The organism is Kosakonia arachidis (genome assembly GCF_900116535.1).
GTDB lineage: Bacteria > Pseudomonadota > Gammaproteobacteria > Enterobacterales > Enterobacteriaceae > Kosakonia > Kosakonia arachidis.
Genome location: NZ_FPAU01000004.1, coordinates 162,466 through 184,649, shown reverse-complemented (window position 1 = coordinate 184,649; position 22,184 = coordinate 162,466). Strand labels below are relative to the sequence as shown.

Sequence of the window (22,184 nt, the reverse complement as noted above, 5' to 3'; positions counted from 1 at the left end):
GAAGGCATTCAGAATTAACTTAATTATTATTTGTGGGGGTAAAAGCGATTGTGTAATTTTTGAAATAATGAGCTGCCATCACGATGATATATTTGGTAATTCATCACAGATGGCAGTTGAATAAAATAGCTGTCAGGCCACTTTCTCCTCGCACTGATGTAAACAACGTTCCAGGTCGTAAATCAGGCTTCTGACCTGGTCGGGGGATAAATCAAAAAATTGCGAATCGAACACCGATGCGCCCGGCCCGGCTGGCGATGTGCTGTAGCCAAACTTCATCACCACACCATGCGCGTTATCTACTGCCCCAACCTGCCAGCCAGTGACGGGGAATGCGGGAAATACGCCTGCGCTGCTCATCTCAATCTCCTTATAAACGCTGTGCCTGAGTTCAGCGTAGCATTGAAATGAAAAATTTAACAAGTCAGTTGTTATGAAGTTTTCTTGTGGTCGTCAGGCGCTATTTTCCGTGAGAAAAACCTTTAACACGGTGAAAAAAAAGCCAAAAAAGCCCGCTACGGGAAGCGGGCCTAGTGAGCATATCGTAATTATTTCTTACGTGCGTATTTTAATGAGTCCAGCGCCACGGCAAAAATGATGATTCCGCCCTTGATAATATACTGCCAGTACGGGTTGATACCGATATAGGTCAGCCCGTAGTTGATGACGGTAAAGATAATAACACCTGTTACCACACCGATGACCGTACCCACGCCACCGCTGAAGGAGACGCCACCCACCACGCATGCCGCGATAGCATCCAGCTCATACATGAAGCCGAGGTTGTTAGTCGCAGAACCGATACGACCCGCTTCCAGCATCCCACCGAACGCGTAGAATACACCGGAAAGGGCATAAATCATCAGCAGGTTAAGCGCAACGTTAACGCCAGAGACTTTCGCTGCTTCCGGGTTACCGCCAATGGCGAAAATATTCTTACCAAAGCGGGTCTTATTCCACAGAACCCAGACGAAGACGACGGCAATCAACGCATAGAAAGTGATGTACGACAGACGGAAGCTGCCCATCGAGATAAAGCCTTGCGTAAAGTTCGAGAAACCGCTAGCGAAGCCAGAAATAGGCGACGCACCAACGAAGTCGTAGTACAAGGAGTTGATACCGTAAACGATGATCATTGTACCAAGCGTGGTAATAAACGGCGTCACGTTCAGGTACGCAATCACGATACCGTTCACCAGCCCAATCACCGCGCCGATTACGCAGACGATCAGAACCACCACCGGAATCGGCATGGTTTCCATATGCGGGAAGACTTTGTTGACGTTATCCATCGACTGCAGCAAAGTCGCCGCCACCACGGCGGCAAGCCCGACCTGGCGCCCTGCGGAAAGGTCAGTACCCTGAGTAACGATTAACCCCGCCACCCCCAGCGCAATAATAATACGTACCGATGATTGGGTCAGAATATTACTTAAGTTAAGTAGACTTAAGAAAGTGGGATCCTGAAAAATGATAATGGCCAGTAACACTAAAAGAACAACGTAAATACCGCCGTCTTTCAGATAAGTGAGAAAAGTTTTCTTATTTAACGCACTCATGAGGAGCCCCTGATCTTAAAGGTGCAAAGACGCAAGACGGAGAATTTCGTTTTGCGTTGTCGTTTTAGTATCAACAATCCCGGAGACGAGGCCATTGCTCATTACCAGAATACGGTCAGTGATGCCTAACAACTCAGGCATTTCAGAGGAAATAATAATAATCCCCTTATTTTTCTTGGCCAGTTCGGCAATCAGTTGGTAAATTTCAAATTTCGCACCAACATCAATACCGCGGGTCGGCTCATCGAGCATTAAAATTTCCGGCTGAGTTAATAACCAGCGGCCAATAATAACTTTCTGCTGGTTACCACCGGATAACGAACCAATTTGCGTGCGGTGTCCTGGCGTTTTTACACGCATAGAGTCGATAACCCACTGGGTATCACTCTTCATGCGGCTATTATCCAGTAAGCCAACTTTGTTTTTATAGTTTTGGATATTAGAAATCAATGAGTTAAAACCGATATCAAGGTAAGCATAAATACCGGTAGAACGACGCTCTTCGGTCACCAGCGCGAAGCCATTATTGATCGCTTCATTGGCATTGTGATTATTAATCGGCTTGCCATGCAGCTTAATGGTCCCGGCAGATTTCTCGCGAATGCCGAATAAGGTTTCAACAATGTCGGTGCGTTTCGCCCCTACCAGCCCGGCAATGCCGAGAATTTCCCCTTTACGCAGATCAAAACTGATATCGCGAATAGAGGGCTGGCGTAACGAGGTCAGATTACGCACTTCAAGAATGGTTTCTCCTGGTATGTTCTGTTTATCCGGGAAGCGCTGGTTAAGCGAACGCCCGACCATCATGGCGATGATCTTATCCATATCCAGCCCTTCCAGCGGTTGAGTGGCGATCCATTGCCCATCACGCAGGACGGTTATTTCATCACACAACTGAAAGATCTCTTCCATTTTATGAGAGATATAAACAATACCGCAGCCGCGGTCTTTCAGCTTGCGAATAATTTTAAACAGGTGATTGACTTCTTTTTCAGTCAGAGACGAAGTTGGCTCATCCATAATAACGATTTTGGCGTTATAAGAGAACGCTTTCGCAATTTCAATCATCTGCATTTGTGAAACAGATAATGTTCCCACACGCGCCCGTGGATCAATATCAATATCCAGCTCATCAAAAATGTCTTTGGTATCACGGTACATTTTTTCCTGGTCGACAAATACACCTTTGGTCGGGTAGCGACCCAGCCACATATTGTCCATCACGGAACGTTGCAGCACCAGGTTAAGTTCCTGATGAACCATCGAAATACCATTTTCCAGCGCTTCTTTTGCGGAATGGAAATCGATCTCTTTCCCCTGAAAAAGAATGCTACCGGAATCTTTTTGATAGATCCCAAAAAGACATTTTAATAATGTTGATTTACCTGCACCGTTTTCTCCCATTAATGCATGAATGGAATGTGGACGGACTTTTAAATTGACATTATCGAGTGCCTTTACGCCAGGAAAAGACTTGTTGATATTGCTCATTTCCAACAAGAATTCACCTGACGACTGAGTATTATTGCTGACCATAATTATACCTTGTTGGCCTGGCATATCGTATTATTAATGGGCGTATTGATTAATACGCCCAGTGAGAACATGCTTACTTAATATTATTTACCGGCAATTTCAGCCAGGTTGTCTTTATCTACACCAACGTAAGGAATACGAACAATTTTATTGTCGATTTTCCAGTTGGTGCCATCAGCGGCACCTTTGCCTTCGGCGAGGTTTTTCGCCAGGTCAAAGCTTGCTTTCGCCTGGTTGTTGGCATCGTTCAGCACCGTACCAGCCATTGCACCGGATTTCACCAGCGCCAGTGCTTCTGGCAGTGCATCGACGCCGAAGACCGGGATAGAAGACTTGTTGTGTGCTTTCAGCGCTTCAACTGCGCCCATTGCCATCGCATCGTTGTTAGCGATAACCACTTCAATTTTGTTTGCATTCGGACCGGAGAGCCAGGCATCCATTTTATCTTTCGCCTGAGCGGTATCCCACATTGCGGTATCCAGCGCCAGCTGCTGCGTTTTGATGCCTTTGGCGTTCAGCTCTTTGATAACGTATGTGGTACGTGCTTCAGCATCCGGATGGCCCGGTTCGCCTTTCAGCAGTACGTACTGGATCTGTCCGTCTTTGTTCAGATCCCATGCCGGGTTAGCAGCCCAGTGTTTGGCAATCAGGTCACCCTGAATCACACCGGATTCTTTAGAGTCAGTCCCCACATAGTAGGCTTTGTCGTAGCTATCCAGCGCTTTACGTGAAGGTTCTTTGTTGAAGAAAACAACCGGAACGTTCTGGCCGCGCGCTTTTTCAATAACAGTGCCCGCTGCCGCCGGGTCAACCAGGTTAATGACCAGTGCTTTCACGCCTTTCGCCAGCAGAACGTCGATCTGATCGTTCTGTTTCGACTGGTCGTTCTGGGAGTCGTTCATCAGCAACTGAACATCCGGCACTTCTTTGGCATCTTTCTCAATTGCTTTACGCACAACAGACATGAAGTTGTCGTCATACTTATAAATGGTCACACCAATGCGGGTATCGGCTGCGTGTGCGGCTGCGCCAAAAAGCATGCTTGCCATAACAGCAGAGAGGGTCAACACCTTCTTATTCATGGTATCTCCGGTTTTTTTATATGCAGGGTAGTTCTTATGAATATGTTCGGCAGGCCGGAATGTTACTAAAACGTTACGGTCGACCGAAGTTCACTCTAAAAATTCCATTCGTCCGTGTTCGGTAACGCTCCGGAAGTTCGATTTCGTCGATGTTTCAAAGTAATTACTCGTGGTTAAAGTGAATAATCACCGTTACATCGTGTTTCAACTTCTAAGACGCTGACATCATAGTCAGCGCGTTGTTAAGATACTGTGAATTTACTCACAGATTGAAAACGGTTACATCGGTCAATGTTATAAGTTAGTGATCGGAGCCACACTTTGCCGGGTGGCAACAGAGTGGCGGCGCACCAGCGTGGGCATAAAGCAGTGCGACGCCTGCAGATCCAGCTTCCCTGCAGCTCCCAGCAGCGCCAGCTCAGTGGCGAGGCGTGCCATTGACGCCACAGGGTAGCGCACGGTCGTCAGTTGAGGATCGGTGTAACGGGCGATGGGAATATCATCGAAACCGATCAATGACAGATGCTGCGGCACCGCAATGCCGTTATCTTTCAGCGCCGTCAGCGCCCCTGCCGCCATGCTGTCGTTATAGGCGAAGACAGCAGTGAGTTGCAGATTGTGACCAAGCAGCTCAACCATTGCCGCTTCTCCGCCCTGCATATCCGGCGAGCCGGTGCCAACCCAGCTCTCCGTCGCAGCAATGCCTTGCTCTTCCAGCGCGCGGAACCAGCCCTCGCGGCGCAAGTCGTTGTCTTCAATATGATGACTGGATGCGAGATAGCCGATGCGCTGATGACCATTATTCAGCAACATGCGCGTTGCCATTACCGCCCCGCTGACGTTATCAAGGCAGACGCAGCGGTGCGCATATCCTGGCACTAACCTGTTGATCAGCACCATGCCTGGAACCTGCTCCATAAAGCTGGACAGTTCCTCATCGCTCAACGCTTTCGAGTGAACAATCAAGGCATTACAGCGTTGACGGATCAGCACTTCAATAGCGTGGCGCTCTTTTTCAGCTTCGTGGTAACTGTTGCCGATCAGCACATATTTATCGTGCTGCTGTGCAACGGTATCCACCGCTTTGACCAGCGCGCCGAAGAAGGCATCAGAGACATCCATCACCACCACGCCGATGGTATCGCTCACCTGTGTGGCCAGCGCCTGCGCGTTGGCATTCGGGCGGTAACCAAGCTGCGCGACCGTTTTCATCACCGTCTCACGCGTATCCTGGCTTACCAGCGCGCTGTTATTCAGCACGCGGGAAACCGTCGCGACGGAGACGCCCGCATGACGGGCAACGTCACGAATGGTGATCATTTTCACCCACCTTTTCTGGATTGCGGCTGTTCACACTCACCCCCTGGGTTAAGTAAGGAGGCTATTCTGGCAGTCGGGGCAGGAATGCTACGTGAGTGACTTCACATGAATGGAAACGGTTACATCCATTTTGTTAATGATTGTGATCGGGATCGTTATCTGGATGTGCGTTCTAATGATGTCCCTGAAGCACGAGCGGTTAATCGCCGCCACAGCCACTCCAGGGGGCCCTGGCTGAAATGTTTAAGCCAGAATACGGAGAAGAGGATATTGACCGCCCATACCAGTGGCACAAATGCCAGCAGTTGCAGACGGTTGAACTTCATAAACAGACCAAGATGATTAAACAGTGTGGTGCAAATCAGAGTTTGCAGCAGATAGTTACTCAGTGCCATCCTGCCAACGCAGGCAATCGCACTCACCAATTTACTGCCGCAGATCTGCGGCCAGAATCCCCACGCCAGCGCGGCATAGCCTATTGCCTGCATCGGCCCACCGAGTTCTCGCGGTGCCTGCAAAAAGAAAGCGCACCAGCGGTAAGACCAGCCAAGCTGCCACTGCGCAACAATGGACGGAATGTTGATCAACATACCAAGCCCAATCAGCAGGGTGCCAACGCGCCGGTAGTGATGAAGACTGAACTGCCCTTTCAGCCAGCCGCTACGCATTAGCGCCGCGCCCAGCAGCATCATACCGGCTAGCTGCCAGCCATATTGCGCCCCCAGAGCCAGCAGCGTATTCGACAGCATATCCGCGCGGTTAGCGATCGCTTCCGTAAAGCCGCCGCTGGTTTTCCACCACATTTCATACTGCACATTGGCGGCGTCCGGCAGCCAGGAGCGGTTAGGCGTACTACCAGAAATGGCGCCCAGCAACAGCAGTACGGCAATGCCAATCAGATACAGCACCACTCCGGTATTGAACATCGTCTTCACGCTTTGCGCGTCGCGGATCATCCGCCAGGCAATCAGCCCTACCAGCCCATAAGCCAGCAGAATATCGCCATCCCAGAAAAAGAGGCTGTGTATAAACCCGAGAATGACCAAAAGCGTCAGACGCGACTGGATCCAGCGTTTACCGCGCGGCAGCAGCATTTGCAACCCTGCGCCAAACAGAATGGCGAACAGCGAGAGAAATTTCACCTGAGCGAACAGATCGAGCAGCGCCCATGTCCATGCATCGCGCTGTGCGATGTCACCATACCAGGCAGGATTCAGATAGGCCGCCTTCGGCAAACCGAAAGCGGTAATATTCAGCAGCAGAATACCAAGAATGGCGATGCCACGAACGAAATCCAGAGTGACATTTCTCTCCATGTTTGGCTTCCGGCGAATCAGTTACTGTGGCGTACGGCGCGCAGGAACTCCTGGCGGGTATTCTGGCTGGACTTAAACAGCCCACCGAGCGAGGTAGTAGTGGTAGCGCTGGTCGCGTCACGAATGCCGCGTGCTTTGACACAATAATGTACGGCATCAATGGATACTGCAACATTATTGGTCCCCAACAGCGTTTGTAGCGCGGTCAGGATTTGCTGCGTTAGACGCTCTTGCACCTGCGGACGCTGGGCGAAAAACTGTACGATACGGTTGATTTTCGACAGACCAATTACCGACTCTTTCGGGATGTAGGCCACCGTCGCTTTGCCATCGATAGTAACAAAATGGTGCTCGCAGGTGCTGGTCAGCGTGATATCACGTACCGTCACCATTTCATCCACTTTCATTTTGTTCTCAATGACGGTAATTTTCGGGAAATTGGCGTAATCAAGGCCGGAGAAAATTTCATCGACATACATTTTGGCGATGCGATGCGGCGTTTCCATCAAACTGTCATCATTCAGATCGAGATTGAGTAGCTGCATAATCTCGGTCATATGCCCGGAAATAAGACGCTTACGGGTTTCGTTATCCATTTCGCGCACCGGAGGGCGCAGCGGTGTTTCCAGGCCGCGGGCGACCAGAGCCTCGTGAACGAGCGCCGCTTCTTTACTGAGTGATGACATATTATTTTTCTCCTGCAGGTGTGGCATTCTCCGCCAGTTACGGCGAAGTGAGCGGACATTGTGCGTGAGGTCGCGCACATAATCCAGCCCCGCTAGTGATAATTATAGAAATCGTCATTGCCTTTCAGGCGCTGCGTTTCCACACCAGTAAACCGCCGATCAATAGCGCAATCGCCGCCACACCGAGCGCCGGTTCAAGGCGTTGCGTCAGCCAGGTGGAGAGCGCCGACGTCATTGGACCAACCAGTTGCCCCACGGCATAGCCGGTCGTCAGCAGTCCGGCCATATAACGTGTATGATCGGGCGCAAGCTCACGCCCATACAACAATGAAAGCTGTACCGCACAGAGAAATCCGCCGCCAACCAATAACGCGCCGCACAACAGCCCGCTCATGCCAGGCAGCAACCAGGCTGCCAGCACGCCAGCGCCCTGCAACCACAGCACGATCGCCAGCCGTTGGTGGCTGTGTCCCACATGGCGCAGCAGGATACTGAGCGCAATCCCCACCACTGCTGCCGCACCGAACACCGGCCAGACAAACTGCGCGAACAGGCTGCCGGGAAAACGCAGCGCAGCCATTTGCGACAGAAACGTCGCGGGCAGAATATAACCGAATCCGGCAAGACTATAGCTCCACACCAGCCGTTTCAGATTTGCCGTCAGATGCAGCGGTTGGGGTTGCGCTCCGGCACGGTGCCACTCGCCAGGGCGCGGCAGATAGCGGGCGATCAGCGCCACCAGCAGCAATGCCAGCACGCCATACACCTGCCAGGCGGAAGCCGCACTTAAGCCTTTCGCCTGAATTGCCACCGCCAGCAGGCCGCTGATGGCAATACCCACGCCGGGGCCAGCAAACACTGCCGCGCTCAGCCCAGGTTTACCTGCATGCGCCAGACGTTCATTGCTCCAGGCGGCGATCAACACCATCGCCCAGCCGCTCATCGCGCCGATCACCAGCCGTAACGCGCCGTGAACCAACGCGTTATCCGCGATAGCAGAGAGAAATGTCAGCGCAACCGCGCCGCTGATACCAAACCACAGGCGCAGTTCGATATGCCGCTGCGCGCGCATCGCATCCCAGGCGCCAAGCAGATAACCCAGGTAGTTAATGGCGGCAACCAGCCCGGCGCTGGTCAGTGTGAGCTGTCCATCGCGGATCATCAACGGCACCTGCGGGGTAAATGCAAAACGGCCAATCCCCATCGCCACCACCAGCACAATAAAGCCGCAGAGCGCTACTCGCTGCGCCATGGCCTCTCCAGATGTTAATAATAAGTTGTATTTATGATGCAACAGGTTAAATACAGGTGAAAGTGAAAGTTACTCAGCTGGAGAAATAATCTGTATGATACCAGGATGTTACTTATTGTTAACTGAGGATAACTGAGGAGCCCCGCATGGAAATGCTCGAAGAGCACCGCTGTTTCGAAGGCTGGCAACAGCGCTGGCGTCACGACTCCGCCGTACTCAACTGTTCGATGACCTTTAGCATCTTTTTACCGCCGCCGCGCAGTGTAACGCCGCCGCCAGTACTGTTCTGGCTCTCCGGGCTGACCTGTAATGATGAAAACTTCACCACCAAAGCTGGCGCACAGCGCGTAGCGGCAGAACTGGGGATTGTACTGGTGATGCCGGATACCAGCCCGCGCGGCGAGGCAGTAGCTGATTCTGATGGTTACGATCTGGGCAAAGGCGCAGGTTTCTATCTCAATGCCACGCAACAACCGTGGGCGGTGCACTACCGGATGTATGATTATCTGCGTGACGAGTTACCCACGCTGATTCAGGCAGAATTTAACGTCAGCCCGCGTTGCGCCATTAGCGGTCATTCAATGGGCGGCCATGGCGCATTGATTATGGCGCTGAAAAACCCGGGGCGTTATACCAGCGTGTCGGCGTTTGCGCCGATTGTCAATCCGTTGCAGGTACCGTGGGGACAGAAAGCGTTCAAGGCGTATTTGGGCGATGACGCCGCCTTGTGGCGTGAGTGGGATAGCTGCGCACTGATGCTGGAAAGCGCTGAGGCCGATGCTATCCCGGTGCTTATCGATCAGGGTGATAACGATCAGTTTCTGGCCGATCAACTGCAACCTGCGCGGCTGGCGGAAGTGGCGCGGCAAAAAGGCTGGCCGCTGACGCTGCGGATCCAGTCCGGGTACGATCACAGTTACTTCTTTATTGCCTCCTTTATTGAAGATCATCTGCGCTTCCATGCGCAGTATTTGCTGAAATAGCAGCCCCCCGGTGCGCCGGTGCGGGGGGGGGTTCTTGTGCGCACCATGCCCGGCGCGCACAAAAAAAGCCCTCATCACGAGGGCTAAAAGAGTGAATTCATTTGCTAACGTGTTTCGGGAACTCCATTTCGCTATAGCCTACAAAACGGGTGCCTTTGGTCCATTTGTAACCAAGCCAAATAATCAGGAACAACGGTATACCAATATAGGTGGCAGCGACCGCCCCCCAGTCGATGGAGTTGGCGAGAAATGCCTGATAGTTCTGCCCAAAGGTGATTATCAAACAGAGCACGAAGGCGAAGATCGGCCCTAGCGGGAAGAAACCGGAACGGTATGGCAGATCATTCAGTGAGTAGCCCTGCGCAATGTAACCGCGACGAAAGCGGTAATGGCTGATCGCAATACCAAGCCAGGCAATAAAGCCGGTCATCCCGGAGGTATTCAGCAGCCATAGGTAAACGGTCTGGTTACCGAACATCGAGGTCAGGAAGCACAGCCCGGCGATCACCGTAGTGGCATACAACGCGTTACGCGGCACGCCGCCCTTCGACAATTTAGCGAAAATACGCGGCGCTTTGCCATCGCAGGCCAGGGTATAGAGCATACGCGTGGAAGCGTACATACCAGAGTTACCTGCGGAAAGCACCGCCGTCAGGATCACCGCATTCATTACCGCTGCCGCAGAGAGCAGACCAGCATGTTCGAACACCAGCGTGAACGGGCTGACGCTGATGTCTTTTACATCATTACGCAGCAGGCTGGGATCGGTATACGGAATAATCAGGCTAATAATCAGAATGGCAAATACATAGAACAGCAGAATACGCCAGAATACCTGGCGAACCGCGCGCGGAATGTTTTTCTCAGGATTTTCAGATTCGCCCGCCGCAATACCAATCAGTTCGGTACCCTGAAAAGAGAAGCCGACAATCATCGCCACACCAATCATCGCCGAAAAGCCACCGGCAAACGGCGCATCGCCAATCGTCCAGTTGCTCCAGCCCGCCGGTTTATCGCCCTGGAAGATTCCGATGATCATCATCACACCAACCACGATAAAAATAATGACCGTGGCGACTTTGATCAGCGAGAACCAGTACTCTGCTTCACCAAAACCTTTTACTGAGATGTAGTTAAGCAGAAAGATCACTGCCAGGAATAGCGCGCTCCAGATCCAGCCTGGCGTATCCGGGAACCACCAGGCCATCACCAGTTGCGAGGCCACGAGGTCGACGGCAATGGTAACCGCCCAGTTGTACCAGTAGTTCCAGCCCAGCGCGAAGCCAAAGCCTTCTTCAACGTATTTTTGACCATAAGTGGAGAATGAACCCGAAACCGGCATAAAGGCGGCGAGTTCGCCGAGGCTGGTCATCAGGAAATAGACCATCAGGCCGATCAGAATGTAGGAGAACAGCGCCCCGCCCGGGCCCGCTGAAGAAATGGTCGCGCCTGATGCGACAAACAAGCCTGTACCAATGGAACCGCCAATGGCAATCATCGTCAAATGACGCGCCTTAAGTTCACGACGAAGCGTGGGCGCTTCTGTGGTTTTAATTTCGGAAACCATAAGAAAATGCTATCCATCCAAAAAATGAGGCGGGATTGTAACAAACGAAACGCCTCCCTTCCGGTATAAAACTCGTCATATTAGAGAGCTTCATAATAGGTGGCGAATTATAAGTAAAGCAGTGAATCATTGCGGTTGCGAGCCAGTCGGCAGGCTCGCTGTCATCAGAGAGAGCAATAGCTAATAAAGCGCTGTAATGCGCTGGAGAGGTGTTTCTGGCGATGGTGGATGCGCCACAGCGTACGCACCAGGCGCGGCAGCGGAATGGGTACTTCCACCAACGAACCGCTTTCCAGTTGTTCGGCAATCACACGGCGCGACAGACAACTGATGCCCAGCCCGTGGCGTACCGCATGCTTGATGGCTTCCGAGTTGCCCAACTCCATACCGAGATGAAACTGCGGCAGGTGCGACAGCAACAAATAATCAACAAGCTCCCGCGTACCCGAACCCCGTTCACGCAGAATCCACGGTGCGGCGGCCAGTTGGTGTAGCGTGACAGCCCCCTGCAATAACGGCGAGGAAGGCGGCGCGAAAACCACCAGTTCATCCTGCAGCCACGGTTCGGCAATAATTTCCGCAGTATGGCACGGCCCTTCAATCAGGCCAATATCCACGCGGAAATCAGCTACCGCATTGATCACATCCTGGCTGTTGCCAACGCTTAGCTCCAGCGGCAAATGAGGGAAATCGCGACGATAGCGGGCAATCACTTCCGGCAGAATGTAGTTACCGATGGTACTGCTGGCAAAAACGCGGATGGCACCGTTATCTTCGCGAAACAGTTGCTCAATGTCCGTTGCCTGCTCCAGCGCTGCCAGCGCTCGCGGATAGAGTAGCCGCCCATGTTCGTTCACTACCAGCCGCTTACCGACGCGGTCAAACAGTTGTACACCCAGTTGCCCTTCCAGATCGGTAAGCGCAGCGCTCACCGCCGACTGGGAGAGCGCCAGCATCTGCGCGGCCTGCGTGGTGGAGCCGCTCTTCAGCACTTCGGCAAAGACTTCTAATTGACGCAACGTTATATGCATAGCTGTCACTTACCACTTATAAAGATTAATTATAAATATATAATCAATTTTACCTTTAAACCAGCGTGCCTTACCCTTTTATCCATCAAAAGGAGAAGGTTATGACTGAAATCACACTACAGACTCATCGTCATCCGGCCTGGCGTTTTATCCCTGGCCTGTTACTCAGCGGTTTCATTACCGGTCTCGCCCTGTGGCTTGGTGCAATCCCGTCGGTGGCAGGTATGGGATTAAGCGCCCTGACGCTGGCAATCCTTATCGGTATGGTTATCGGCAACACCCTCTACCCGGCCTTGCATGCACAATGCGACAAAGGCGTATTGTTTGCGAAACAGCATCTGCTGCGGCTTGGCATTATTCTGTACGGTTTTCGCCTGACGTTTTCGCAAATTGCCGATGTCGGCGTAAGCGGGATCGCCATTGATACACTGACGCTCTCCAGCACCTTTTTACTGGCCTGCGTCCTTGGGCAAAAAGTCTTTGGGCTGGATAAAAAAACCAGTTGGCTGATAGGCGCTGGTAGCAGTATTTGCGGAGCGGCTGCCGTGCTGGCAACGGAACCCGTGGTCAAAGCCGAGGCCAGTAAAGTCACCGTGGCCGTAGCGACCGTGGTGATCTTCGGTACGTTGGCGATCTTTATTTACCCTGCACTTTATCCACTGCTGGGTCAGTGGTTCACCCCGGAAAACTATGGCATCTGGATTGGCTCTACCGTGCATGAAGTGGCACAAGTAGTTGCCGCCGGGCATGCCATCACCCCTGATGCTGAAAACGCGGCAGTAATTGCAAAAATGCTGCGCGTCATGATGCTGGCTCCCTTCTTATTGCTGCTGGCGGCACGCATCAAACAACTCAGCCCGCAGGCAGGTGCAGAAAAAAGTAAGCTGACGATCCCGTGGTTTGCGCTTGGTTTTATCGCAGTAGCGGTGTTTAACTCGTTCCACCTACTGCCACCCTCTGCGGTGAAGGCGTTGAACACACTGGATACTCTGCTGCTGGCGATGGCAATGGCGGCGCTGGGGCTGACCACTCACATCAGCGCGCTGAAAAATGCTGGTGCGAAACCACTGGTGATGGGATTACTGCTTTTTATCTGGCTGATTGTCGGCGGCGGCGCGATTAATCTGGCTGTTCATCACCTGATGGCATAAACCACTACATGCCAACCTGGAGACCCGCTATTATTGACGCTTTCCCCTGGCGGGTTTTAACAGGAGTTTTTATGAAATACATTGGTGCGCATGTAAGCGCCTCGGGCGGCGTAGCGAATGCCGCCGTCCGCGCCGCTGAAATCGGGGCTACGGCTTTTGCGCTGTTTACCAAGAACCAGCGCCAGTGGCGTGCTGCGCCGCTGAGCACGGAAACCATCGACGAGTTTAAAGCTACCTGCGAAAAATATCATTACACCCCCGCACAGATCCTGCCCCATGACAGCTACCTGATTAACCTCGGACACCCGATGGCCGATGCGCTGGAAAAATCCCGCGAGGCCTTTATTGATGAGCTGACACGCTGTCAGCAACTGGGACTGACGCTGCTGAACTTCCATCCTGGCAGCCATCTGATGCAGATCCCTGAGGACGAGTGCCTGGCGCGTATCGCCGAATCCATCAATATCGCACTGGCACAAACCGAAGGGGTAACGGCGGTGATTGAGAATACCGCAGGCCAGGGCAGTAACCTTGGGTTTAAGTTTGAACATCTGGCGGCGATTATTGATGGCGTGGAAGATAAATCCCGCGTCGGCGTCTGCATTGATACCTGCCATGCTTTTGCTGCAGGTTACGATCTGCGTACCGGGCAGTTAACGGCAGAAACGTTTGCCGAATTTGAGCGCGTGGTGGGTTTCAAATACCTGCGCGGTATGCATCTGAACGACGCGAAAAGCGCGTTTGGCAGCCGCGTTGACCGTCACCACAGCCTTGGTGAAGGCAATATCGGCTATGAAGCGTTTCGCTGGATTATGCGCGATGAGCGTTTCGATGGCATTCCGCTGATCCTCGAAACCGTCAACCCCGATATTTGGGCGGAAGAGATTGCCTGGCTGGAAGCGCAACAAGAAGCTGATGCGTCAGCATAAATCGTGCAGCGGGCTGCCCCGGTATCGATTGTCTGATAGTGTTTCTCTTATCACATCTCCATTACGCTATAAAAAAAGGCCGCTAAGCGGCCTTTTTCACTACACAACTCTTATTATGCAACTTTCGCTACCGCTTCCGTTTCCGGACGTTTCAGGAAGGCATACACCAGACCTGTCAACAGCGTACCGGCAACGATGGAGAGCAGGTAACCGAGAACCGGCGTAATTGCACCCGGGATCAGCAGCACAAACAGACCACCGTGCGGTGCCATCAGTTTTGCGCCAATCGCCATTGAGATAGCGCCTGTCAGCGCCCCACCAGCGATACAGCACGGGATCACACGCATCGGGTCACGGGCCGCGAACGGGATAGCCCCTTCAGAGATAAAGCACAGGCCGAGAACCAGGGCCGCTTTACCGCCTTCACGTTGACCTTTATCGAATTTGTTACGCGCAACCAGCGTTGCCAGACCCATTGCCAGCGGCGGAACCATACCGGCCGCCATAATAGCTGCCATCGGCGCGTAAGTCTGGGTACTCAGCAGACCCACCCCAAACGCGTAAGCCGCTTTGTTCACCGGGCCGCCCATGTCGGTACACATCATACCGCCAAGGATTGCGCCCAACAGAACAGCATTTGCCGTACCCATGGTTTGCAGCCAGGAAGTCAGACCGGCCAGAATTTTAGCAACCGGTGTACCGATCAGATAAATCATCGCCAGACCGACAATCAAGCTGGAGACCAGAGGAATGATCAGAATCGGTTTCAGCGCTTCCATACTCGGCGGCAGCTTCAGGCCTTTACTAATGGCTTTTGCCAGATAACCGGCGAGGAAACCCGCGATAATACCACCAATAAAACCGGAGCCGGTGCTCACCGCCAGCATCCCACCGATCAGACCCGGCGTCAGGCCCGGACGGTCAGCAATGGAAAAGGCAATGAAACCCGCCAACACCGGGACCATCAGCGCGAACGCCGAACCACCACCGATTTTCATCAGCGCAGCCGCCAGCGTGCCTTCTTCTTTAAACGCGGTAATACCGAAAGCAAAGGAGAGCGCGATCAACAAGCCGCCCGCCACCACCATCGGAAGCATATAAGAGACGCCAGTCAGCAGGTGACGATAAGCGCCAGCACTCTCTTTTTTCCCTTCCGAACTTTCAGACTGTGCCTGACCTGACGGCTGGTAAGGCTTCGCTTCCGCGACGGCTTTATCCAGCTCCTGAGCCGTTTTCTTCAGCGCCAGACCCGTTGTGGTACGGTACATCGGTTTACCGGCGAATTTTGCCAGGTCAACTTCAATATCGGCGGCAACCATCACCAGATCGGCTTGCGCCACCTCTTCTGGTGTGATGGCATTGCCAGCTCCCACGGAACCACGCGTTTCTACTTTCACCCACCAGCCACGTTTTTTGGCTTCAGTTTCAATAGCTTCTGCTGCCATAAAGGTGTGTGCCACGCCGGTCGGGCATGCAGTAATCGCAACAATGCGTTTCGGACCATTGCTGGCAACTGACGCAACTGCCACTGTTGCCGGTGCAGAGTAAAGCGCGGCATGGTTTTTTGCTTCGTTGAGGAACAGATCCGGGTGTGCCACTGCACGATTGATATCGCCCAGCCATACTTTTTTCCCGACGAGCGCGCTGTCGTTTGGCAGTTGACTACCCAACACAATCGCCAGTTCCGCTTCGCCAGGGTTTTCGATGAATTGCAGATTTGCTTTCTGTGCCGCCGCGCTCAGTAAGGTCTTCGCCATATAAGCGCGGGCCTGTCCAAGTCCGGAGTCAATAATCAGCAGCGTTTTCATTATTCCTCTCCTGCTGTTAGTTAAAGGGTTTTAAGTCAACTCGCGCCATCATCGCGGCTAACTGGGTACGGTCGGTAATACCTACGTTACTCTGACTCACTGCCAGTGCAGCAACAGCGGTAGCCAGGCGTAATGTATGTTCACTGGACTCACGCATCAGCAAGCCATAAATCAGGCCGCCGACCATAGAATCCCCTGCGCCAACGGTGCTTACCACTTCCATTGACGGCGGTTTGGCAATCCATTCCCCTGAAGCGTTAACCCACAGAGCCCCTTCTGCGCCCAGCGAGATCACCACATGGGCGATCCCCTGCTCGCGAAGCGCGTGAGCGGCCTCAATAACATCCTTCAATTCAGGTAATTTGCGGCCAGCCCAGATCTCCAGCTCGCGGCGGTTTGGTTTCACCAGCCACGGCGCGGCTTTCAGGCCAGCCACCAGCGCATCACGGCTGCTATCGAAAATAATGCACGGACACTGGCTGCGCAGGCGGGTCATCCACTCAGTAAAAGCTTCCGGGCTGACACCCGAAGGCAGACTGCCGCTGACGCAGACCATATCGAACTGCCCCAGCCAGCTCAGCGAATCATTAACAAAACGCTCCCAGTCGGTCGGCGTCACTTCAAAGCCAGAGAAATTGAAATCGGTAACTTCGCCGTCTTTTTCTGTCAGCTTCACGTTAATGCGTGTACGCCCGGCAACCACCTGGAAACGGTTGGCGATACCCAGCTCGCTGAACAGTTGTTGAAAGCCGTCCTGGTTGTCTTTACCGAGGAACCCACCGACGGTTACATCAATGCCGAGATCTTTTAGTACCTTCGCAACGTTGATCCCTTTACCCGCAGCATGCAGGCCGGTAGTGCGAACCAGGTTCACTTCGCCGCGTTCAATTTCCGGGGTGAAACCAACCAGATCATAGGCCGGGTTCAGGGTAACTGTGGCAACACGTCTGCTCATTTATGCGCCCTCCCCAAGACCGGCAGCGATGGCTTCGCCAATCGCTTTCAGCGCCTGTTCAGCGTCACTGCCCTGCGCTGTGAAACGCAGGCGATGCCCTTTTTTCACGCCCAGCGCGACAACTTTCATCAGACTGCGGCCATTCGCTGGTTTACCGGTGCCGTCGAGGTTCGTTACGGTGATTTCACTGGTGAATTGCTTGATGGTGTTGACCAGCATGGTGCCCGGACGGGCGTGCAGGCCGTGCTCATTACGTACCACAAACTCATCACTCAGCACATTGCCAGCCATCGCTTCATCGCTGGTCAGCAGCGCCAACAGTGTGGCCGCATCAGCATTCAGCAGGCTCTCTGCTTTGTTCTCTAACAGCAGATCGCTCAGGCGCTTCAGCACGGCAACAGGCTGCTCATCAGCCATTGCAACGCTGACCAACAGCGCAACTTGCTCACCCTCTACGTCGAACGGCGTTTCCGCGCGACTTACTGCCACGGCGCTCAACAGATTGCCTTCTGCGCTATCGTTCAGCCAGATGCCCTGACCGAGGTTCAGCGGTTTCTCATTAATTGCACGCGTAACGTAAGCAGCATCAACCGCACCGGCTTCTTTCAGACGCGCCGCATTCAACGCCTGAAGTGTCAGCAGATCGCTTGCTGCAACATCCAGGGTTAAGGTGTCGTTATCCAGCTTCAGCGCCTCGCTCTGTTTTTCGCCCATCAGCAGGGCACGCAGCTCTTCAGCTGTGGTGGCAGATTGCAGCTGCGCAGCGACATCATCATCGCTCAACACATGTGTCAGCTGACGCAGCAGGCCGAGGTGCTCATCAGAACTTGCAGCAATCCCGATAGCGACATACGCAACCTGGCCCTCACTCCACAGAATGCCCTGCGGGAACTGGAACACTTTGACGCCGGTTTTCAGCACCTGGTCGCGCGTGTCGGTCGTGCCATGTGGAATGGCAATACCATTGCCAAGATAGGTAGAGGTTTGCTGTTCTCGCGCCAGCATGCCGTTGACGTAGCCATCAGCTACATTGCCTGCTGCTGCCAGCGCTGCTGCGATCTGGCGGATAGCCTCTTCTTTATTACCGGCCTGCTGGCCCGGATGGATGTCCTGAACGGATAACTGGAACATGTAACCCCTCTCTCGCTGATATTGAATCGTTTCAGCTAACTTGGAAAACTATGCGCCATCACTTGGGTTTAGATAGCAAGCGAGGACGCTGAAACGTTTCATTAAATCTTCCCCTTTTTAAGCCAGTAATCAAGAAATCTCTGAATTTGCGTTGCAGAATTTAGAGCTACTGCACATTTCATCAGCGCATTAAGCAAATTTGCTGAAGCAGATTTAAATTTCAGCACAGAAGATTCAGCTTTATTCAGCTTTGATGAAAATAGTGTGAAAGGGCGCTTTGATTTTTCGTGGCAAATTTTGCTTAGCAGGCTGTGCTTTTTTAGCGAGGCGGCGTAAACTCCGCGTCTCAATATTGGATCTCATGAAAAATGCAAAATTCGGCCGCCGCCAGACCTGGCATGTTTGATTTTACGTCGACGGCGTTCTTGATTGTCGCCTTCCTGACTGGCATTGCAGGTGCACTGCAAACTCCCACGCTAAGCCTCTTTTTAACCAACGAAGTGCAAGTTCGCCCGGCATTGGTCGGCTTCTTTTTTACCGGCAGTGCGGTGATTGGCATTCTGGTCAGCCAGTTTCTTGCCGGACGTTCAGATCGTAAAGGCGATCGTAAGTCGCTGATTGTCTTCTGCTGCCTGGTGGGAATGTTGGCCTGCGTGCTTTTTGCCTGGAACCGCAACTACTTTATTCTGCTGTTTGTCGGCGTGTTCCTCAGCAGTTTTGGTTCCACCGCCAATCCACAGCTTTTTGCACTGGCGCGTGAACATGCTGATCATACTGGCCGCGGAGCCGTGATGTTCAGCTCCATCCTGCGTGCGCAGGTCTCGCTGGCGTGGGTCATTGGCCCGCCGCTAGCGTACGCGCTGGCAATGGGCTTTGGTTTTACGGTGATGTATCTCTGCGCTGGCGCTGCGTTTATTGTCTGTGGTGCCATGGTGTGGCTGTTTTTGCCCACCATGCGCAAAGAACCCAAACTGAAGTCGACCATGCTGGAAGCACCACGCACACATCGCCGCGATACATTTCTGCTGTTCGTGATTTGTACGCTGATGTGGGGCACTAATAGCCTGTATATCATTAATATGCCACTGTTTATTATCGATGAATTGCATCTGCCGGAGAAACTGGCTGGAGTGATGATGGGTACCGCCGCCGGGCTGGAAATCCCGACCATGCTGATTGCGGGTTACTACACCAGGCGTTTTGGTAAACGTTTTTTAATGCGTGTCAGCACGGTTGCCGGGATCTTTTTCTATGCCGGGATGCTGACGGTGCATACGCCTGCTATCCTGTTAGCCTTACAAGTGCTGAACGCTATTTATATCGGTATTCTCGCCGGGATTGGCATGCTCTATTTCCAGGATCTGATGCCTGGTCAGGCAGGTTCAGCCACCACCCTTTATACTAATACAACGCGTGTCGGCTGGATTATTGCCGGCTCGCTGGCAGGTGTGGTGGCTGAAATCTGGAACTATCACACGGTGTTCTGGATTGCGCTGGCGATGGCACTTTTAACCCAGCTCTGTCTGACACGTATTAAAGATATTTAAGGCGTCGTCTGGCGTTCTAAATCGAGCAGGTAAACCATCGCATCAGCGCGATTCGAGCCGCACATATCGCGGCCCGGTTGCAACCCGGCGCACACTTTTGGGCGCAGCAGCGAAGTAAAGATTTTGCAACGCAACTGTTCATCTAGCTGGATGCAGGGTGTGTTGGCCGGTTTACCGTTGGGCATACCGGGGATTGGGCTGGTGATGGACGGTGCGGTACAACACGCTCCACAGTCCGGGCGGCATTGCATAATGGCTCTCTTTTTTGATGGCGTGCCGGGCTGGCGTATACAGGGCGCAAACTACCATTTTTTGCAGCCCGAAGGCAAAACTCAGATTCCGCTTGCCTGGAATCACCCTCGCGAGTAGTTTGTCGCGATATTTTTGTTATTTTAATCTCACAGGACCCTTGCAATGCCAAGAGCGAACGAAATTAAAAAAGGTATGGTGCTGAATTACAACGGCAAGCTGCTGATTGTGAAAGATATTGATATCCAGGCACCGAGCGCCCGTGGCGCAGCAACGCTGTACAAGATGCGTTTTTCCGATGTCCGTACCGGGCTGAAAGTGGAAGAGCGTTTTAAAGGTGATGATATCCTCGATACCGTTACCCTGAACCGCCGTTTTGTTGACTTCTCTTATATTGATGGCAACGAATACGTATTCATGGATAAAGAAGATTACACGCCGTATACCTTCACGAAAGATCAGATTGAAGAAGAGCTGCAGTTTATTCCTGAAGGCGGCATGCCGGATATGCAGGTTCTGCTGTGGGATAGCCAGTTGCTGGCTCTCGAACTGCCGCAGACTGTCGATCTGGAAATCGTGGAAACTGCGCCAGGTATTAAAGGTGCTTCTGCCAGCTCCCGTACCAAACCCGCAACCCTGAATACTGGCCTGGTTGTGCAGGTGCCGGAATATCTGACCACCGGTGAGAAGATCCGCATCCATATCGAAGAGCGCCGCTACATGGGCCGCGCTGACTAATCTCGTGTTGCTATGAAAAAGCCACTTCAGTGAAGTGGCTTTGCCTGATAGCACTTTGCTTTACATCAGAACGACATTACAGCAAATCGCGGAACAGGGTTTTCTTCAGCGCCAGCTCAACGCCACGCACTTCCGCCATTCCTTTCAGACGCCCTATCGCCGAGTATCCCGGATTGGTTTTCTTGCGCAGGTCGTCCAGCATCTGGTGACCATGATCCGGGCGGAATGGAATCTGGCGCAGATCGCCTGCTTTCTTGCGGCGTTGCTCTTCAGTCAGAATGGCTGCCACAACAGAGACCATATCCACATCGCCCTGTAAATGCGCAGCTTCGTGGAAGGTTTTCGGGTTATCTTCACGGCACGTTGAACGCAGATGCGTAAAGTGGATGCGATCACCAAAGGTTTCAATCATCCGCACCAGATCGTTATCAGCACGCACACCGTATGAACCGGTACACATAGTAAAACCGTTATTGATACTGTCGACAGCGTCTTTCAGCCACTGCATATCTTCAATAGTCGAAACGATACGCGGCAAACCGAGGATTGGGCGCGGCGGATCGTCCGGGTGAACCGCCAGACGTACGCCCGCTTCCTGCGCAACCGGGACAATAGCGCGCAAGAAATAAGCCATATTTTCACGCAGTTGTGCTTTATCGATACCATCATATTCCGCCAGACGCGCCCGGAACTGATCCAGTGTATAGCCCTCTTCAGCACCCGGAAGACCCGCGATGATATTGCGCGTCAACTTTTCTACTTCGGCTTCGCTCATCGCGTTGAAGTAAGCCTGCGCCTGACGCTGCTCTTCTTCGCTGTAGTCCGCTTCCGCGCCTGGGCGTTTCAGAATATGCAGTTCGAAAGCGGCGAAGGCGATCTGGTCGAAACGCAGCGCTTTGGAACCGTCCGGCAATTGATATTCGAGGTCGGTACGTGTCCAGTCGAGGATCGGCATAAAGTTGTAGCAGACAGTATCGATACCGCAGGTCGCCAGGTTACGGATACTCTGCTGGTAATTGGCGATCCAGGTTTCATACAGGCCGGAGTGGGTTTTAATATCCTCATGAACCGGGATGCTTTCCACTACCGACCAGGTTAGCCCTTTTTCCGCCAGCAACGCCTGACGCGCCTTAATCTCCTCAACCGGCCATACCTGACCATTCGGGATATGGTGCAATGCAGTGACCACCCCGGTTGCGCCAGCCTGCCGTACATCGTCAAGAGATACCGGATCGTTCGGTCCATACCAACGCCAGGTTTGTTCCATCGCCTTACCCTCTAAAGTTGTTATACCAATACACGTAACCGCATGACGACTACCATACATGTTTAGCCGAAAGGGTC

General features: G+C 52.8%; 20 protein-coding genes. 5 read left to right on the top strand and 15 right to left on the bottom strand.

All coding sequences use genetic code 11. The features are described from left to right. Positions 1-132: 132 nt before the first annotated feature. From BM427_RS15795 to BM427_RS15760, 8 genes are all read right to left on the bottom strand, one after another. A complete protein-coding gene (locus BM427_RS15795) occupies positions 133-360 on the bottom strand; it encodes a hypothetical protein (RefSeq protein WP_090123082.1) in 228 nt (75 codons plus the stop codon). Between the two features lie 188 nt (positions 361-548). Further along, positions 549-1,559, bottom strand: a complete 1,011-nt coding sequence (gene mglC / locus BM427_RS15790; RefSeq protein ID WP_090123080.1) for a galactose/methyl galactoside ABC transporter permease MglC — start codon at positions 1,557-1,559, stop codon at positions 549-551. A 15-nt stretch (positions 1,560-1,574) separates the two neighbouring features. Beyond that, complete coding sequence (mglA, locus tag BM427_RS15785; protein WP_090123078.1) at positions 1,575-3,095, bottom strand: galactose/methyl galactoside ABC transporter ATP-binding protein MglA; 1,521 nt, start codon at positions 3,093-3,095, stop codon at positions 1,575-1,577. 83 nt (positions 3,096-3,178) lie between these two features. Further along, on the bottom strand, positions 3,179-4,177 hold the full coding sequence (gene mglB / locus BM427_RS15780) for a galactose/glucose ABC transporter substrate-binding protein MglB (protein ID WP_090123076.1): 999 nt from the start codon (positions 4,175-4,177) through the stop codon (positions 3,179-3,181). 294 nt (positions 4,178-4,471) lie between these two features. Beyond that, the gene (gene galS / locus BM427_RS15775; RefSeq protein ID WP_090123074.1) at positions 4,472-5,497 is read right to left on the bottom strand and encodes an HTH-type transcriptional regulator GalS; all 1,026 of its coding nucleotides are present in this window, start codon (positions 5,495-5,497) and stop codon (positions 4,472-4,474) included. Between the two features lie 155 nt (positions 5,498-5,652). Further along, positions 5,653-6,813 (bottom strand): DUF418 domain-containing protein YeiB, encoded by a 1,161-nt coding sequence (gene yeiB, locus BM427_RS15770; RefSeq protein WP_090123072.1) that lies wholly within the window; start codon positions 6,811-6,813, stop codon positions 5,653-5,655. 17 nt (positions 6,814-6,830) lie between these two features. Further along, positions 6,831-7,499 (bottom strand): GTP cyclohydrolase I FolE, encoded by a 669-nt coding sequence (gene folE / locus BM427_RS15765; protein WP_007371170.1) that lies wholly within the window; start codon positions 7,497-7,499, stop codon positions 6,831-6,833. Positions 7,500-7,623: 124 nt separating this feature from the next. After that, positions 7,624-8,751, bottom strand: a complete 1,128-nt coding sequence (locus BM427_RS15760; protein ID WP_090123070.1) for a YbfB/YjiJ family MFS transporter — start codon at positions 8,749-8,751, stop codon at positions 7,624-7,626. A 146-nt stretch (positions 8,752-8,897) separates the two neighbouring features. Here BM427_RS15760 and fghA point away from each other — a divergent pair, with 146 nt between their 5' ends. Continuing rightward, positions 8,898-9,734 carry an S-formylglutathione hydrolase gene (fghA, locus tag BM427_RS15755; protein WP_090123068.1) on the top strand — a complete coding sequence of 279 codons (837 nt, stop codon included), beginning with the start codon at positions 8,898-8,900 and terminating at the stop codon, positions 9,732-9,734. Positions 9,735-9,831: 97 nt separating this feature from the next. Here the strand turns inward: fghA and BM427_RS15750 are convergent, their stop codons facing one another. Together BM427_RS15750 and yieE are read right to left on the bottom strand one after the other, a co-directional pair. Then, positions 9,832-11,301: an amino acid permease gene (locus BM427_RS15750; RefSeq protein WP_090123066.1), complete on the bottom strand. Its 1,470-nt coding sequence runs from the start codon at positions 11,299-11,301 to the stop codon at positions 9,832-9,834. Between the two features lie 164 nt (positions 11,302-11,465). Continuing rightward, positions 11,466-12,332, bottom strand: coding sequence for a DNA-binding transcriptional regulator YeiE (gene yieE, locus BM427_RS15745; protein ID WP_090123064.1), 867 nt, complete (start codon positions 12,330-12,332; stop codon positions 11,466-11,468). Positions 12,333-12,433: 101 nt separating this feature from the next. Between yieE and BM427_RS15740 the strand changes: the two genes are divergently transcribed. Together BM427_RS15740 and nfo are read left to right on the top strand one after the other, a co-directional pair. Continuing rightward, positions 12,434-13,483 (top strand): YeiH family putative sulfate export transporter, encoded by a 1,050-nt coding sequence (locus BM427_RS15740; protein ID WP_090123062.1) that lies wholly within the window; start codon positions 12,434-12,436, stop codon positions 13,481-13,483. A gap of 71 nt (positions 13,484-13,554) precedes the next feature. Then, positions 13,555-14,412, top strand: a complete 858-nt coding sequence (gene nfo, locus BM427_RS15735; protein ID WP_090123060.1) for a deoxyribonuclease IV — start codon at positions 13,555-13,557, stop codon at positions 14,410-14,412. 113 nt (positions 14,413-14,525) lie between these two features. On the opposite strand, the gene fruA is transcribed toward nfo, so the two are convergent. From fruA to fruB, 3 genes are read right to left on the bottom strand one after another with little or no spacing between them, the layout of a single operon-like run. Beyond that, complete coding sequence (fruA, locus tag BM427_RS15730) at positions 14,526-16,220, bottom strand: PTS fructose transporter subunit IIBC (RefSeq protein ID WP_090123057.1); 1,695 nt, start codon at positions 16,218-16,220, stop codon at positions 14,526-14,528. A gap of 16 nt (positions 16,221-16,236) precedes the next feature. After that, positions 16,237-17,175 (bottom strand): 1-phosphofructokinase, encoded by a 939-nt coding sequence (gene fruK / locus BM427_RS15725; protein ID WP_090123055.1) that lies wholly within the window; start codon positions 17,173-17,175, stop codon positions 16,237-16,239. Continuing rightward, entirely contained in the window at positions 17,176-18,306 is a 1,131-nt protein-coding gene (gene fruB / locus BM427_RS15720) for a fused PTS fructose transporter subunit IIA/HPr protein (RefSeq protein ID WP_090123053.1), read from the bottom strand. It lies immediately after the preceding gene. A gap of 368 nt (positions 18,307-18,674) precedes the next feature. Here fruB and setB point away from each other — a divergent pair, with 368 nt between their 5' ends. Further along, positions 18,675-19,853 (top strand): sugar efflux transporter SetB, encoded by a 1,179-nt coding sequence (gene setB / locus BM427_RS15715; RefSeq protein WP_090123051.1) that lies wholly within the window; start codon positions 18,675-18,677, stop codon positions 19,851-19,853. Here setB and BM427_RS15710 read toward each other — a convergent pair. Beyond that, positions 19,850-20,104: a YkgJ family cysteine cluster protein gene (locus BM427_RS15710; RefSeq protein ID WP_090123049.1), complete on the bottom strand. Its 255-nt coding sequence runs from the start codon at positions 20,102-20,104 to the stop codon at positions 19,850-19,852. The genes setB and BM427_RS15710 overlap by 4 nt on opposite strands. Before the next feature lie 163 nt (positions 20,105-20,267). On the opposite strand from BM427_RS15710, the gene yeiP reads away from it, so the two are divergent. Further along, complete coding sequence (gene yeiP, locus BM427_RS15705; protein WP_090123047.1) at positions 20,268-20,840, top strand: elongation factor P-like protein YeiP; 573 nt, start codon at positions 20,268-20,270, stop codon at positions 20,838-20,840. 76 nt (positions 20,841-20,916) lie between these two features. On the opposite strand, the gene uxuA is transcribed toward yeiP, so the two are convergent. Further along, positions 20,917-22,107: a mannonate dehydratase gene (gene uxuA / locus BM427_RS15700; protein WP_090123045.1), complete on the bottom strand. Its 1,191-nt coding sequence runs from the start codon at positions 22,105-22,107 to the stop codon at positions 20,917-20,919. Between the last annotated feature and the right edge of the window lie 77 nt (positions 22,108-22,184).

What these genes read in the sequence shown, in the direction of transcription:
- BM427_RS15795 (WP_090123082.1), bottom strand. Translation starts at nt 360, where the DNA reads ATGAGCAGCGCAGGCGTATTTCCCGCATTCCCCGTCACTGGCTGGCAG.
- mglC (WP_090123080.1), bottom strand. Translation starts at nt 1,559, where the DNA reads ATGAGTGCGTTAAATAAGAAAACTTTTCTCACTTATCTGAAAGACGGC.
- mglA (WP_090123078.1), bottom strand. Translation starts at nt 3,095, where the DNA reads ATGGTCAGCAATAATACTCAGTCGTCAGGTGAATTCTTGTTGGAAATG.
- mglB (WP_090123076.1), bottom strand. Translation starts at nt 4,177, where the DNA reads ATGAATAAGAAGGTGTTGACCCTCTCTGCTGTTATGGCAAGCATGCTT.
- galS (WP_090123074.1), bottom strand. Translation starts at nt 5,497, where the DNA reads ATGATCACCATTCGTGACGTTGCCCGTCATGCGGGCGTCTCCGTCGCG.
- yeiB (WP_090123072.1), bottom strand. Translation starts at nt 6,813, where the DNA reads ATGGAGAGAAATGTCACTCTGGATTTCGTTCGTGGCATCGCCATTCTT.
- folE (WP_007371170.1), bottom strand. Translation starts at nt 7,499, where the DNA reads ATGTCATCACTCAGTAAAGAAGCGGCGCTCGTTCACGAGGCTCTGGTC.
- BM427_RS15760 (WP_090123070.1), bottom strand. Translation starts at nt 8,751, where the DNA reads ATGGCGCAGCGAGTAGCGCTCTGCGGCTTTATTGTGCTGGTGGTGGCG.
- fghA (WP_090123068.1), top strand. Translation starts at nt 8,898, where the DNA reads ATGGAAATGCTCGAAGAGCACCGCTGTTTCGAAGGCTGGCAACAGCGC.
- BM427_RS15750 (WP_090123066.1), bottom strand. Translation starts at nt 11,301, where the DNA reads ATGGTTTCCGAAATTAAAACCACAGAAGCGCCCACGCTTCGTCGTGAA.
- yieE (WP_090123064.1), bottom strand. Translation starts at nt 12,332, where the DNA reads ATGCATATAACGTTGCGTCAATTAGAAGTCTTTGCCGAAGTGCTGAAG.
- BM427_RS15740 (WP_090123062.1), top strand. Translation starts at nt 12,434, where the DNA reads ATGACTGAAATCACACTACAGACTCATCGTCATCCGGCCTGGCGTTTT.
- nfo (WP_090123060.1), top strand. Translation starts at nt 13,555, where the DNA reads ATGAAATACATTGGTGCGCATGTAAGCGCCTCGGGCGGCGTAGCGAAT.
- fruA (WP_090123057.1), bottom strand. Translation starts at nt 16,220, where the DNA reads ATGAAAACGCTGCTGATTATTGACTCCGGACTTGGACAGGCCCGCGCT.
- fruK (WP_090123055.1), bottom strand. Translation starts at nt 17,175, where the DNA reads ATGAGCAGACGTGTTGCCACAGTTACCCTGAACCCGGCCTATGATCTG.
- fruB (WP_090123053.1), bottom strand. Translation starts at nt 18,306, where the DNA reads ATGTTCCAGTTATCCGTTCAGGACATCCATCCGGGCCAGCAGGCCGGT.
- setB (WP_090123051.1), top strand. Translation starts at nt 18,675, where the DNA reads ATGCAAAATTCGGCCGCCGCCAGACCTGGCATGTTTGATTTTACGTCG.
- BM427_RS15710 (WP_090123049.1), bottom strand. Translation starts at nt 20,104, where the DNA reads ATGCAATGCCGCCCGGACTGTGGAGCGTGTTGTACCGCACCGTCCATC.
- yeiP (WP_090123047.1), top strand. Translation starts at nt 20,268, where the DNA reads ATGCCAAGAGCGAACGAAATTAAAAAAGGTATGGTGCTGAATTACAAC.
- uxuA (WP_090123045.1), bottom strand. Translation starts at nt 22,107, where the DNA reads ATGGAACAAACCTGGCGTTGGTATGGACCGAACGATCCGGTATCTCTT.